Origin of the sequence: Mycobacterium alsense (assembly GCF_002086635.1) — a bacterium.
Classification (GTDB): domain Bacteria; phylum Actinomycetota; class Actinomycetes; order Mycobacteriales; family Mycobacteriaceae; genus Mycobacterium; species Mycobacterium alsense.
Genome location: NZ_MVHD01000018.1, coordinates 54,525 through 67,659, shown reverse-complemented (window position 1 = coordinate 67,659; position 13,135 = coordinate 54,525). Strand labels below are relative to the sequence as shown.

At 70.1% G+C, this 13,135-nt stretch carries 11 protein-coding genes and 1 pseudogene; 10 read left to right on the top strand and 2 right to left on the bottom strand.

Translation table 11 applies throughout. The features are described 5' to 3' along the window. The first annotated feature begins 9 nt into the window (after window positions 1-9). Complete coding sequence (locus tag BST11_RS12890) at window positions 10-1,254, top strand: acyl-CoA dehydrogenase family protein (RefSeq protein WP_083138349.1); 1,245 nt, start codon at window positions 10-12, stop codon at window positions 1,252-1,254. Between the two features lie 18 nt (window positions 1,255-1,272). Here the strand turns inward: BST11_RS12890 and mntR are convergent, their stop codons facing one another. After that, window positions 1,273-1,977: a manganese-binding transcriptional regulator MntR gene (mntR, locus tag BST11_RS12885; protein ID WP_083138348.1), complete on the bottom strand. Its 705-nt coding sequence runs from the start codon at window positions 1,975-1,977 to the stop codon at window positions 1,273-1,275. 47 nt (window positions 1,978-2,024) lie between these two features. On the opposite strand from mntR, the gene BST11_RS12880 reads away from it, so the two are divergent. The 5 genes from BST11_RS12880 (at window position 2,025) to BST11_RS12860 (ending at window position 8,472) form a co-directional block, all read left to right on the top strand. Then, the gene (locus BST11_RS12880; RefSeq protein ID WP_083138347.1) at window positions 2,025-3,014 is read left to right on the top strand and encodes a bifunctional riboflavin kinase/FAD synthetase; all 990 of its coding nucleotides are present in this window, start codon (window positions 2,025-2,027) and stop codon (window positions 3,012-3,014) included. Between the two features lie 117 nt (window positions 3,015-3,131). Beyond that, window positions 3,132-3,401 (top strand): 30S ribosomal protein S15, encoded by a 270-nt coding sequence (rpsO, locus tag BST11_RS12875; protein WP_067325350.1) that lies wholly within the window; start codon window positions 3,132-3,134, stop codon window positions 3,399-3,401. Between the two features lie 366 nt (window positions 3,402-3,767). Beyond that, a complete protein-coding gene (locus BST11_RS12870; protein ID WP_083138346.1) occupies window positions 3,768-6,074 on the top strand; it encodes a polyribonucleotide nucleotidyltransferase in 2,307 nt (768 codons plus the stop codon). Next, window positions 6,052-7,368: a M16 family metallopeptidase gene (locus tag BST11_RS12865; protein WP_083138345.1), complete on the top strand. Its 1,317-nt coding sequence runs from the start codon at window positions 6,052-6,054 to the stop codon at window positions 7,366-7,368. Before BST11_RS12870 ends, BST11_RS12865 begins: the two co-directional genes overlap by 23 nt. Window positions 7,369-7,431: 63 nt before the next feature. After that, entirely contained in the window at window positions 7,432-8,472 is a 1,041-nt protein-coding gene (locus tag BST11_RS12860) for a nitronate monooxygenase (protein ID WP_083138344.1), read from the top strand. Between the two features lie 3 nt (window positions 8,473-8,475). On the opposite strand, the gene ald is transcribed toward BST11_RS12860, so the two are convergent. Next, window positions 8,476-9,612 carry an alanine dehydrogenase gene (ald, locus tag BST11_RS12855; RefSeq protein WP_083138343.1) on the bottom strand — a complete coding sequence of 379 codons (1,137 nt, stop codon included), beginning with the start codon at window positions 9,610-9,612 and terminating at the stop codon, window positions 8,476-8,478. A gap of 67 nt (window positions 9,613-9,679) precedes the next feature. On the opposite strand from ald, the gene aldR reads away from it, so the two are divergent. From aldR to BST11_RS12835, 4 genes and pseudogenes are all read left to right on the top strand, one after another. Then, window positions 9,680-10,195 carry an HTH-type transcriptional regulator AldR gene (gene aldR / locus BST11_RS12850; RefSeq protein ID WP_083138342.1) on the top strand — a complete coding sequence of 172 codons (516 nt, stop codon included), beginning with the start codon at window positions 9,680-9,682 and terminating at the stop codon, window positions 10,193-10,195. 41 nt (window positions 10,196-10,236) lie between these two features. Then, window positions 10,237-10,716, top strand: coding sequence for an SRPBCC family protein (locus BST11_RS12845; RefSeq protein ID WP_083138341.1), 480 nt, complete (start codon window positions 10,237-10,239; stop codon window positions 10,714-10,716). Next, on the top strand, window positions 10,700-12,205 hold the full coding sequence (locus tag BST11_RS12840; RefSeq protein WP_264010356.1) for a flavin-containing monooxygenase: 1,506 nt from the start codon (window positions 10,700-10,702) through the stop codon (window positions 12,203-12,205). Before BST11_RS12845 ends, BST11_RS12840 begins: the two co-directional genes overlap by 17 nt. 19 nt (window positions 12,206-12,224) lie before the next feature. After that, window positions 12,225-13,132 (top strand): annotated as a pseudogene (locus BST11_RS12835) (metal-dependent hydrolase). Window positions 13,133-13,135 lie beyond the last annotated feature (3 nt).

Here is a 13,135-nt window from a genome sequence, read left to right as displayed (position 1 = left end):
GGGCGACCCGTGTTCGAGTGGTCCGACACGGACCTGATGGTCCGGGACGCAGTCCGCCAGTTCATCGACAAGGAGATCCGCCCGCACCTCGACGAACTGGAAACCGGCGCGCTGTCGCCCTATCCGATCGCGCGCAAGCTGTTCAGCCAGTTCGGCCTCGACGCGATGGCCGCCGAGGCGGTCAAGAAGATGCTGGACCGCGAGCGTAGCGGGCACAGCGAAAAGGACGACGGCTCAGCAGGTTTCGGGGGCGGTGGCCAGGCGTCGATGATGGCGGTGCTGGTCTCCGAGCTCGCCGGCGTCAGCATCGGCCTGCTGAGCACCGCCTCGGTCAGCCTCGGCCTGGGCGCGGCGACGATCGCGAGCCGCGGCACGCTGGCGCAGAAGGAACGCTGGCTGCCCGACCTGATGACGCTGAAGAAGATCGCGGCGTGGGCCATCACCGAGCCGGACTCGGGCTCGGACGCGTTCGGCGGAATGAAGACTTACGTCAAAAGGGACGGCGCGGACTACATCCTCAACGGGCAGAAGACGTTCATCACCAACGGGCCCTACGCCGACGTCCTGGTCGTGTACGCGAAACTGGACGAGGGCGATCCGTCCGCGGACAAGGTGGACAAGCGTAATCGTCCGGTGCTGGTCTTCGTGCTCGACGCGGGCATGCCGGGCCTGACGCAGGGCAAGCCGTTCAAGAAGATGGGCATGATGTCCTCGCCGACGGGCGAGTTGTTCTTCGACAACGTGCGCCTGACCCCGGACCGGCTGCTGGGGGAGAGCGAACAGCACGCCGCCGGGGACGGCCGCGAAAGCGCTCGCGACAATTTCGCCGCCGAGCGGATCGGGATCGCGATGATGGCGCTGGGCATCATCAACGAATGCCACCGGCTGTGCGTGGACTACGCGAAGACGCGCACGCTGTGGGGCAAGAACATCGGGCAGTTCCAGCTGATCCAGCTCAAGCTGGCGAAGATGGAAGTCGCGCGGATGAACGTGCAGAACATGGTCTTTCACACCATCGAGCGCCAGCGGGCCGGGAAGCCGCTGACGCTGGCCGAGGCGTCGGCGATCAAGCTGTACTCCTCGGAGGCGGCCACCGAGGTCGCGATGGAGGCCGTGCAGCTGTTCGGCGGCAACGGCTACATGGCCGAGTACCGCGTGGAGCAGCTGGCCCGCGACGCGAAATCGCTGATGATCTACGCCGGCAGCAACGAGGTCCAGGTCACCCACATCGCCAAGGGCCTGCTATCGGATTAGCGCCCGGCACGCCGGGTCTCAGGCCACCACCCAGATCGCCCGGGCCGCCGGGCTGCCCAAATCGACGGTGTTCTCGGCGCCGTCGGCGGATTCGATCGCCACGGAGATCATGCCGGCGAACTCCCGGCGGGTCAGCACCCGCAGCCGCGAGTCCAGCTGTATCCCGACGTCGCTGAAATAGCGCAGCATCTCCGGGTCGGCGTCGGAGATGCGGGCCACCGTCCCGGTGTCGCCGTCGTCGCACGCCCACAGCTGGCGAGCGGGCGGCGTGGGCACCTGCCCGTCGGAGGCCGGGATCGGGTCGCCGTGCGGGTCCCGCTGGGGATAGCCCAGCTTCGCGTCGATGCGGGCCACCAGGCGATCCGACACCGCGTGCTCGAGCACCTCGGCCTCGTCGTGGACCTCGTCCCAGCCGTAGCCGAGCTCGTTGACCAGGAAGGTCTCCAGCAGCCGGTGGCGGCGCACCACCTCCAGGGCCGCCCGCCGGCCCGCCTCGGTGAGCGTCACCGCGCCGTACTTCTCGTGATCGACCAGGCCCTGCTCGGCGAGCTTGCGGATCGACTCCGAGGCCGTGCTGGCCGACACCCCTATCCGGTCGGCCAGCATCTTGGTGCTGACCTTCTCGGGCTTGCCCTCCGGCGACCATTCCTGGGCGTTCCAGATGACCTTCAGGTAGTCCTGGCCGACCGCGGTGATACCGCCTGGCTCGTCGTCAGCCCTCACAAGCTGAAAGTTTAGGCATCCCCGTCCCGCGTCGTAGGCTTGCGGTCGTGCAGCGGTGGCGGGGCCAGGACGAGATCCCCACGGACTGGGGCAGATGCGTGGTCACCATCGGGGTGTTCGACGGCGTGCATCGTGGGCACGCCGAGCTGATCGCGCACGCGGTCAAGGCCGCCCGCGCCCGCAACGTGCCGTCCGTGCTGATGACCTTCGACCCGCACCCGATGGAAGTGGTCTACCCGGGCAGCCATCCCGCGCAGCTGACGACGCTCGCGCGCCGCGCCGAGCTGGTCGAGGAGCTGGGCATCGATGTCTTCCTGGTGATGCCGTTCAACACCGACTTCATGAAACTCACCCCCGAGCGGTACATCCACGAGCTGCTGGTGGAGAACCTGCACGTGGTGGAGGTCGTGGTGGGGGAGAACTTCACGTTCGGCAAAAAGGCCGCCGGCAACGTCGAGACCCTGCGCCGCGCCGGGGAGCGGTTCGGCTTCGCGGTGGAGTCGATGTCGCTGCTGTCCGAGCCCTCCGACGGCTTCAGCAACGAGACGGTGACGTTCTCGTCCACCTACATCCGGTCCTGCGTCGACGCCGGCGACATGGTGGCGGCCGCCGACGCGCTGGGCCGCCCGCACCGCGTCGAGGGCGTCATCGTGCGCGGCTACGGGCGGGGCGCGGAGCTGGGCTTTCCCACCGCGAACGTGGCGCCGCCGATGTATTCGGCCATCCCCGCCGACGGCGTGTACGCGGCCTGGTTCAGCCTGCTGGCGCCCGGCCCGGTGACCGCGACCCCCCGGGCGATAGCGCCGGGGGAGCGGTACGCGGCCGCGGTGTCGGTCGGCACCAACCCGACGTTCTCCGGCCGCACCCGCACCGTCGAGGCGTACGTCCTGGACACCACCGCCGACCTGTACGGCCAGCACGTGGCGCTGGACTTCGTCGCGCGCATCCGCGGGCAGCGCAAGTTCGACTCCGTGGCCGATCTCATCGCCGCCATGGGGGAGGACACCGAGCGGGCCCGCGCCCTGCTCACGGAGTGATTCGGGCCGGACCGCCGACCGCTGATAAACTGCCGGGCGACATCGGCGCGTGCTGCGGTTCGCGGTGGCCGCGCCCTGATACCCAATGATCGCGGACCGATTGATGGAGATGTATTCGTGGCGCTTACTGCCGAGCAAAAAAAGGAGATCCTGAACTCCTACGGCCTGCACGAGACCGACACGGGCTCCCCGGAGGCCCAGGTCGCGCTGCTGACCAGGCGGATCGCCGACCTGACCGAGCACCTCAAGGTGCACAAGCACGACCACCACTCGCGGCGCGGACTGCTGCTGCTGGTGGGTCGGCGGCGCCGCCTGCTCAAATACGTGTCGCAGATCGACGTGGAGCGCTACCGCTCGCTCGTCGAGCGCCTCGGGCTGCGGCGCTGACGCAGCCGCTGAGCCAGCGGCTGACCGAGTCGCTGAGCGCGGCCGGGCGGCCCGGCGAATCCCGAGTCCCCGCTGGCGGGGGCGGTGCGTCCGTGTAGAGTGGGGGCGTTCTGGGCCTCTTCGGCCCGGACGAACGGTGCGGTCGCGCAGATCCGCGTGTGCCGTTCCAGCGTGTCAAGACGGAAGCGGCCCAGTCTGCATCGGGCGGTCTTCGGTAGTGGCTGCCGGGCTCCCCGGATCTGGGGCTTCTCGGCCGCTTCGATCGATGGCCGTAGCCGCATACAGACTCATCGCTCTCCCGGGTTTCACCCGCTTGTCGCCGACGCGCGAAATAGCTGAATACCCAGAGAGGCCATACGGACACCCATGTCTGTAGCTGAAATTGAAGAAGGCGTGTTCGAGGCGACCGCCACCATCGACAACGGGAGCTTCGGCACCCGCACCGTCCGTTTCGAGACCGGGCGGCTGGCCCAGCAGGCCGCCGGCGCCGTCGTCGCCTACCTCGACGACGAGAACATGCTGCTGTCGGCGACCACCGCCAGCAAGAGTCCCAAGGAGCACTTCGACTTCTTCCCGCTGACGGTCGACGTCGAGGAGCGGATGTACGCCGCGGGCCGCATCCCCGGCTCGTTCTTCCGCCGCGAGGGTCGCCCGTCCACCGACGCCATCCTGACCTGCCGGCTCATCGACCGCCCGCTGCGCCCGTCGTTCGTCGACGGCCTGCGCAACGAGATCCAGGTCGTGGTGACGATCCTGAGCCTGGACCCCAACGACCTCTACGACGTGCTGGCGATCAACGCCGCGTCGGCCTCGACCCAGCTGGCCGGCCTGCCGTTCTCCGGCCCGGTCGGCGGCGTCCGGGTGGCACTCATCGACGGCACCTGGGTGGCGTTCCCGACCGTCGAGCAGCTCGAGCGGGCCGTGTTCGACATGGTCGTCGCGGGCCGCATAGTCGGCGGCGGGGCTGACGGTAACGACGAAAAAGACATAGCGATCATGATGGTCGAGGCCGAGGCCACCGAGCACGTCATCGAACTCCTCGACGGCGGCGCCCAGGCCCCGACGGAAAGCGTTGTGGCCGAAGGCCTCGAGGCCGCCAAACCGTTCATCGCGGCGCTCTGCACCGCGCAGCAGGAGCTCGCCGACGCGGCCGCAAAACCCACCAGCGACTACCCGGTGTTCCCTGACTACGGCGACGACGTCTACTACTCGGTCTCCTCGATCGCCACCGAGGAGCTGTCCAACGCGCTGACCATCGGCGGCAAGGCCGAACGCGACGAGCGCACCGCCGAGATCAAGGCCCAGGTCCTCGAGCGGCTCACCGGGGACTCTGGCACCTACGAGGGCCGGGAGAAGGAGGTCAGCGCCGCGTTCCGCGCGCTGACCAAGAAGCTGGTGCGCCAGCGCATCCTCACCGACCACTTCCGCATCGACGGCCGCGGCATCACCGACATCCGCGCCCTGTCGGCCGAGGTCGCCGTCGTCCCACGGGCGCACGGCAGCGCGCTGTTCCAGCGCGGCGAGACCCAGATCCTGGGCGTGACCACGCTCGACATGGTCAAGATGGCCCAGCAGATCGACTCGCTGGGGCCCGAAACGTCCAAGCGCTACATGCACCACTACAACTTCCCGCCGTTCTCCACCGGCGAGACCGGCCGCGTCGGCTCGCCCAAGCGGCGCGAGATCGGGCACGGCGCCCTGGCCGAACGCGCCCTGGTGCCGGTGCTGCCGAGCGTCGAGGAATTCCCGTACGCCATCCGCCAGGTGTCGGAGGCGCTGGGCTCCAACGGCTCGACCTCGATGGGCTCGGTGTGCGCGTCGACGCTGGCGCTGCTCAACGCCGGGGTGCCGCTGAAGGCGCCGGTGGCCGGGATCGCGATGGGCCTGGTTTCCGACGACGTCGAGACCGACGGCGGCGACGGCGGGAAATCGACCGAGCGGCGCTACGTGACCCTCACCGACATCCTCGGCGCCGAGGACGCGTTCGGCGACATGGACTTCAAGGTCGCCGGCACCAAGGACTTCGTCACCGCGCTGCAGCTGGACACCAAGCTCGACGGGATCCCGTCGAAGGTCCTCGCCGGTGCGCTGGCCCAGGCCAAGGACGCGCGCCTGACGATTCTCGAGGTCATGGCCGAGGCCATCGACGCGCCCGACGAGATGAGCCCGTACGCCCCGCGGGTGACCACCATCAAGGTCCCGGTGGACAAGATCGGCGAGGTCATCGGCCCCAAGGGCAAGGTCATCAACGCGATCACCGAGGAGACCGGCGCGCAGATCTCCATCGAGGACGACGGCACCGTGTTCGTCGGCGCCACCGACGGGCCCTCGGCGCAGGCGGCGATCGACCGGATCAACGCCATCGCCAACCCGCAGCTGCCGACCGTGGGCGAGCGGTTCCTCGGAACCGTCGTCAAGACAACGGATTTCGGCGCGTTCGTGTCGCTGCTGCCCGGGCGCGACGGCCTGGTGCACATCTCCAAGCTCGGCAAGGGCAAGCGCATCGCGAAGGTCGAGGACGTCGTGAACGTCGGCGACAAGCTGCGCGTGGAGATCGCCGACATCGACAAGCGGGGCAAGATTTCCCTGGTCCTGGTGGCCGAAGACGACTCGACAGACAGCCCGGCCTCGCCCGCCACAGCTCCTGCCGATGCCGCCACGGTCACCGGCTGATCCTGCGACCGCCCGGGCCCTGCGCCGCACCACGCTGCCGGGAGGCCTGCGGGTGGTCACCGAGTACCTGCCCTCGGTGCGCTCCGCGTCGGTCGGGGTCTGGGTCGGCGTCGGATCGCGCGACGAGGGTGCCACGGTGGCCGGGGCGGCGCACTTTCTCGAGCACCTGCTGTTCAAGTCGACCCCCACCCGCACCGCGGTGGACATCGCCCAGGCGATGGACGCCGTCGGCGGGGAGCTGAACGCGTTCACCTCGCGGGAGCACACCTGCTACTACGCGCACGTGCTCGACACCGACCTCGCGCTGGCGGTCGACCTGGTCGCCGACGTGGTGCTCAACGGGTCCTGCGCCGCCGACGACGTCGAGCTGGAACGCGACGTCGTCCTCGAGGAGATCGCGATGCGCGACGACGACCCCGAGGAAGCGCTCGGCGACATTTTTCTCTCGGCGCTGTTCGGCGACCACCCGGTGGGCCGCCCGGTGATCGGCACCGCGCGTTCGGTGTCGGCGATGACGCGCGGCCAGCTGCACTCGTTTCACGTGCGGCGCTACACCCCGGAACGGATGGTCGTCGCGGTGGCCGGCAACGTCGACCATGACGAGGTGGTCGCGCTGGTGCGCGAGCACTTCGGGCAACACCTGATCCGCGGGCGCCAGCCCGTCCCCCCGCGCAAGGGCGCCGGACGGGTCAACGGCCGCCCCGCGCTGGTGCTGGTCAACCGGGACGCCGAGCAGACCCACGTGTCGCTGGGCGTGCGCACCCCCGGGCGCAACTGGGAGCACCGCTGGGCGCTGTCGGTGCTGCACACCGCGCTGGGCGGCGGCCTGAGTTCCCGGCTGTTCCAAGAGGTTCGGGAGCTGCGCGGCCTGGCCTATTCCGTCTACTCGGCGGTGGACATCTTCGCCGACAGCGGCGCGCTTTCGGTGTACGCGGCGTGCCTGCCCGAGCGCTTCCCCGACGTCATGCGGGTGACCACCGAGGTGCTCGACGCGGTGGCGCGCGACGGCATCACCGAGGACGAATGCCGCATCGCCAAGGGCTCGCTGCGCGGCGGGCTCGTCCTCGGGCTGGAGGACTCCGGCTCCCGGATGAGCCGCATCGGCCGCAGCGAATTGAACTACGGCAGGCACCGCGGCATCGAACACACCCTGCAACAGATCGACGACGTGACCGTCGACGAGGTCAACGCCGTGGCGCGCCGCCTGCTGGGCAAGCGCTACGGCGCCGCCGTTCTGGGCCCGTACGCGTCGAAACGATCGCTGCCCCAACAACTTCGGGCGATGGTAAATTAGTCTCAAATGTCCGCCTCCTCACTCGCGCCGTGCCGGCGCTCGCCGTCGGCGAACTAGCTGCCCATGGTGCTGGGTTTTTGGGATATCGCGGTGCCCATCGTCGGCGCGCCGATGGCCGGGGGCCCGGGCACCCCGGCGCTGGCCGCGGCGGTGTCCAACGCGGGCGGGCTCGGCTTCATCCCCGGCGGGTACCTGAGCGCCGAACGGTTCGCCGACGACATCGCCGCCGCGCGCGCCCTGACCACCGGCCCGTTGGGCGTCAACCTGTTCGTGCCCCAGCCCAGCGTCGCCGACTGGGCCGCGCTGGACTACTACGCCGACGAGCTGGAGGGCATCGCCGATCACTACCAGGTCGAGGTCGGCCGGCCCGAATACGGTGACGACGACGGCTGGGAGCGCAAGCTCGAGGTGGTCGCCGACGTGCGCCCCGAGCTGGTGTCGTTCACGTTCGGGGCGCCGCCGCCGGACGTGATCCGGCGGCTCAGCGCGCTGGGGCTGCTGGTGATGGTCACCGTGACGTCGCCCTACGAGGCGGGTGTGGCCGTGGCCGCCGGCGCGGACAGCCTGGTGGTGCAGGGCCCCGGCGCCGGCGGGCACCGCGGCACCTTCGCCCCGGACCGGGAGCCCGGCACGGAGTCGCTGCACGAGTTGATCGACCGGATCCATCGGGCGCACCGCGACGTCCCGCTCATCGCCGCCGGCGGGCTGGGCACCGCGGGCGACGTCGCCGGCGCGCTGCGCAGGGGCGCGGTGGCCGTGCAGGTCGGCACCGCGCTGCTGCTGTCCGACGAGGCCGGCACCAACCAGGCGCATCGCACGGCGATGAAGAATCAGCTGTTCGGCAAGACGATCGTCAGCCGCGCGTTCTCCGGCCGGTATGCGCGCGGCCTGGAGAACGAGTTCATCCGGCTGCTGGACGGCGTGGCCCCGCTGGGCTATCCGGAGGTCCACCAGATGACGCTGCCGATACGGGAGGCGGCGACCCAGCGGGAGGACCCCGACGGGATGGCCCTGTGGGCGGGAACCGCGTTCGCCGACGCGCGCCCGGGGCCGGTGGCCGACATCATCGCCGGCCTGGCCGGCCTGGCCGGCCTGGCCGGTTGACGGTCAGGCCAGCACGTCCGCCGGGTCGGTGTGGGGCAGCCCCAGGTCGCCGGCCACCCGGGCGGACAGCAGCAAGCCGTCGTGCGTCGAAAGCCCTTTGGCCAGAGCGAGATCCGAGCGGCACGCCGCCCGCCAGCCTTCACCAGAGCCAGAGTCGGCGAGTTTCAGCACGTACGGCATCGTCGCATTGGTCAGCGCGACGGTCGACGTCTTGGGCACTGCGCTGGGCATGTTCGCCACGCAGTAGAACAGGGTGTCGTGCACGGCGAACGTCGGGTCGTCATGGGTGGTGGGCCGCGAGTCCTCGAAGCAGCCGCCCTGGTCGATGGCGACGTCCACCAGCACCGCACCCGGCTTCATCTGCGCGACAAGGGAATTGGTGATCAGCGTGGGGGCCTTGCCGCCGGGCACCAGGACGGCGCCGATCACCAGGTCCGCGCGCTTGACGGCACCCTCGAGCTCGTACGCCGACGAGTAGCGGGTGGTCACGAATCCGAAGCGGCCGGCGAGCTCGGCGTCGAGCAGCCGCAGCTTGGCGATGTTGACGTCGAAAACCAGGACCGTCGCGCCCATGCCGCCCGCGACGCGCGCGGCGTTGTGGCCGGCCGTGCCGGCACCGACCACCACCACGTCGGCGGGTTTGACCCCGGGGACGCCGCCCATCAGCACGCCGCGCCCGCCCCGGGTGCGCATCAGGTGGTAGGCGCCCACCTGGGCGGCGAGCCGACCGGCGACCTCGCTCATCGGGGCCAGCAGCGGCAGCGAGCCGTCGGCGGCCTGCACCGTCTCGTAGGCGATCGAGGTCGTCCCGGACGCCAGCAGCGCCTCGGTGCACGCGCGCGACGCGGCGAGATGCAGGAACGTGAACAGGACCTGGCCGCGGCGCAGCAGCCCGTACTCGGCGGGCACCGGTTCCTTGACCTTGAGCAGCAGGTCGGCGGCGGCCCAGACCTCGGAGGCGGCGCCGGTCAGCTGCGCGCCCGCCGCCTTGAACTCCGCATCCGGGATCGCCGACCCGTCCCCGGCGCCGGATTGGATCAGCACCTCGTGGCCGCGGCGGGTGAGTTCGGCGACGCCGGCGGGGGTGATGGCCACCCGGAACTCGTTGTTCTTGGTCTCCGTGGGAACGCCGACACGCATGCCTCAAGTGTGAAGAAAGTTCGCGAGCCCGGCAAATAGCCTGACGATACTTCTGTAACCTGGCATCATGCCCGATCCATCTACCGAGGCGCCCGCCCAGCCGGTCGATGCGCCGAAGGATGTTCGACCCGCCGCCCTCGACGCGCTGGACCGCAAGATCCTGGGCCTGCTGCACGACGACGCGCGGATCACCAACAACGCGCTCGCCGAGGCGGTCGGGATCGCGCCGTCGACCTGCCACGGGCGGGTGCGGCGGTTGGTGGACCTCGGGGTGATCCGGGGGTTCTACGCCGACGTCGACCCGGTCGCGGTCGGACTGCCGCTGCAGGCGATGATCTCGGTCAACCTGCAGTCCCACGCGCGCGGCAGGATCCGCGGCTTCATCCAGCAGATCCGCACCCGGCGCCAGGTGATGGACGTCTACTTCCTGGCCGGCGCCGACGATTTCATCCTGCACGTCGCCGCGCGCGACACCGAGGACCTGCGGGCGTTCGTCGTCGACAACCTCAACGCCGACGCCGACGTCGCTGGCACCCAGACGTCGCTGATCTTCGAGCACCTGCGCGGGGCCTGCCCGGTCTAGGGTCCTGCGTCGGCCACCCGCCGGGGCTTTATGATCGGCGGATGGGTGAGCGTTGCGTGACGGCCAGCGTGCAGATCGATGCCCGGCCCGACGCGGTGTACGACATCATCACCGACCTTCCGACGCTGGCCTCGCTGGCCGAGGAGGCGGTGGCCATGGAGTGGCGCAGGGGTGACGCCGTCCGCCCGGGCGCGGTGTTCGTCGGCCGCAACGAAAACGCGGGCCGGCGTTGGACCACGACGTGCACCGTCACCGACGCCGAGCCGGGCCGGGTCTTCGCCTTCGACGTGCGCTACGCCGTGTTGCCGATCGCGCGGTGGCAATACGACATCACTGACTTGACGGGCGTGGCGGGCGGCGACGGCGGCTGCCGGGTGACCGAAAGCACCTGGGACCGCCGGCCCGGGTGGTTCCGCAAGGTCGCCGGCAAGAGCACCGGCGTCGCCGATCGCGCCGCCGCCAACGCCGAGCACATCCGGCTCACCCTGCAGCGGTTGAAGCAACGTGCGGAAGCCGGATAGCCATACCCCCACGCGTGATCCCGCGGTCGCCATCGTCGGAGCGGGGATGTCGGGCCTGTGCGTCGCAATCGCGTTGCTGCGCAGCGGCATCGAGGACGTCACCATCTACGAGAAGGCCGACGAGGTGGGCGGGACCTGGCGGGAGAACACCTACCCCGGGCTGACGTGTGACGTGCCCTCGCGCGTCTACCAGTACACGTTCGCCACGAAACCCGACTGGTCGCACATGTTCTCGCCCGGCGACGAGATCCAGGCCTACTTCCGGGGCGTCGCCGACGACTTTGGGCTGCGCGAGCGGATCCGGTTCGGCACCGAAATCGTCAGCGCCCGTTTCGAGGACGGGCGCTGGCTGCTGCGCACCGACGCCGGCTCTGGGGCCGGCGCGGAATCGACCGTGGACTTCCTGATCTCGGCGACGGGCGTGCTGCATCACCCCCGGATCCCGTCGATCGCCGGGTTGGACGACTTCGCCGGCCACGCCTTTCACTCCGCCCGTTGGGATCATTCCGTCGAACTGGCGGGGCGGCGAATCGCGGTGGTGGGCAACGGATCCACCGGCGTGCAGCTGGTCTGCGCGCTCGCCGGCGTGGCCGGCAGGGTGCTGCTGTTCCAGCGCACCGCGCAGTGGGTGGTGCCGATGCCCAACCCGCGCTACTCCCGGCTCGCCGACGTCACCCACCGGGCGCTCCCGTGGCTGGATCGATTCGCGTACCGCGCGTACAGCCTGGTGTTCGACACCTTTGCCGTCGCGCTGACCAAGCCCGGGCTGCGGCGCCGGATGATGGGCGCGCTGTGCCGGGCCAACCTGAGCCGCGTGCGCGACCGGAGGCTGCGCGCGGCGCTGACTCCGGGCTACCAGCCGATGTGCAAGCGGCTGGTGATCTCGGGCGGCTTCTACCGGGCGATCCAGCGCGACGACGTCGAACTGGTGACCGCCGGCATCGACCACGTGGAGCCCCGCGGCATCGTGACCGACGACGGCGCCCTGCACGAGGCCGACGTCATCGTGCTGTGCACCGGTTTCGACACCCACGCGTTCTTCCGGCCGATGCGGCTGTTCGGCCGCGACGGCGTCGCCGCCGAGGAGGTGTGGCGGGATGGCCCGCGCGCCCACCAGACCGTGGCCATGCCCGGCTTCCCCAACTTCTTCATGATGCTGGGCCCGCACAGCCCGGTGGGCAACCACTCGCTGACCGCGGTGGCCGAGCACCAGGCCGACCACATCCTGCGGTGGATCCGGGGTTGGCGCCGCGGCGAATTCGACACCGTCGAGCCCACGCAGTCGGCGACCGAGCGCTACAACGAGCGGCTGCGCGCCGCGATGCCGGACACCGTGTGGACGACCGGCTGCGACAGCTGGTATCTGAACAAGGACGGGGTGCCCGAGGTGTGGCCCTTCACCCCGGCCGAACATCGCGCCATGCTGGCCCGCACGGATCCCGGGCAATACGATCTGCGCCGCTACGACGCCTATACTCACCAGCACTGAAACGCGTAGGGGGCCCACGATGTTCACCGTCGACGACCAGGCAGCGGGCCCGCATGACGCGTCGCTGGACCACGAGCGGCTGGTCCTCGAGGCGCGCGACGTGGAGTTCGACTGGCGCGGTTGCCGTTCCATTACGTGCCGGGAGAGCCGTTCGTCACGCACGTCCTGAACGTCCTGCACCTGCTGCTGCCCGCAGGCGAGGAGTTCTTCGTCGACGCGTTCAAGAAGGCGCTGCCGTTGATCAAGGACGACCAGCTGCGTCTGGACGTGCAGGGCTTCGTCGGCCAGGAGGCCATACATTCTCAGGCGCACTCGAAGGTGCTCGCCCACTTCGCCGCCGCCGGCGTCGACCTGACCCCGTTCACCGCCCAGATCCGGTGGCTGTTCGAGAGGCTGCTGGGCCCGCGGCCCGGGTGGAGCCCGCGCCGGCAGAACAGCTGGCTGCTGGAGCAGATTTCGATCGTGTCCGCGGTCGAGCACTACACCGCCATCCTGGGCGAGTGGGTGCTCGACTCGCCGGCCCACGACGCCATCGGCACCGACCCGGTGATGCTGGACATGCTGCGCTGGCACGGTGCCGAGGAGGTCGAGCACAAGGCCGTCGCCTTCGACACCATGCAGCACCTGCGGGCCGGTTACCTGCGACGGGCGCGCGCCCAGCTGATCGTGACGCCGGCCATGCTGTTGTTCTGGATTCGCGGGGTCCGGTTCCTTTACTCGGTGGACCCCTGCCTGCCGCCGGGCAGCAAGGCGCGCTGGCGGGACTACTTCCGCGCGGCCCGCCGTGGCCTGGTGCCCGGCCCCATGCGCTTCGTGCGGGTGGTCTTCGACTACTACCGGCCCGGTTTCCACCCGTCCCAGCTGGGCGGCCTGGAACGGGCGGTCAACTACCTGGCGGTCTCGCCGGCGGCGCGCGCGTCGCGCTGAGCC

What these genes read in the sequence shown, in the direction of transcription:
- ald (WP_083138343.1), bottom strand. Translation starts at nt 9,612, where the DNA reads ATGCGTGTCGGCGTTCCCACGGAGACCAAGAACAACGAGTTCCGGGTG.
- BST11_RS12845 (WP_083138341.1), top strand. Translation starts at nt 10,237, where the DNA reads ATGGGTGAGCGTTGCGTGACGGCCAGCGTGCAGATCGATGCCCGGCCC.
- aldR (WP_083138342.1), top strand. Translation starts at nt 9,680, where the DNA reads ATGCCCGATCCATCTACCGAGGCGCCCGCCCAGCCGGTCGATGCGCCG.
- BST11_RS12860 (WP_083138344.1), top strand. Translation starts at nt 7,432, where the DNA reads ATGGTGCTGGGTTTTTGGGATATCGCGGTGCCCATCGTCGGCGCGCCG.
- BST11_RS12870 (WP_083138346.1), top strand. Translation starts at nt 3,768, where the DNA reads ATGTCTGTAGCTGAAATTGAAGAAGGCGTGTTCGAGGCGACCGCCACC.
- BST11_RS12865 (WP_083138345.1), top strand. Translation starts at nt 6,052, where the DNA reads ATGCCGCCACGGTCACCGGCTGATCCTGCGACCGCCCGGGCCCTGCGC.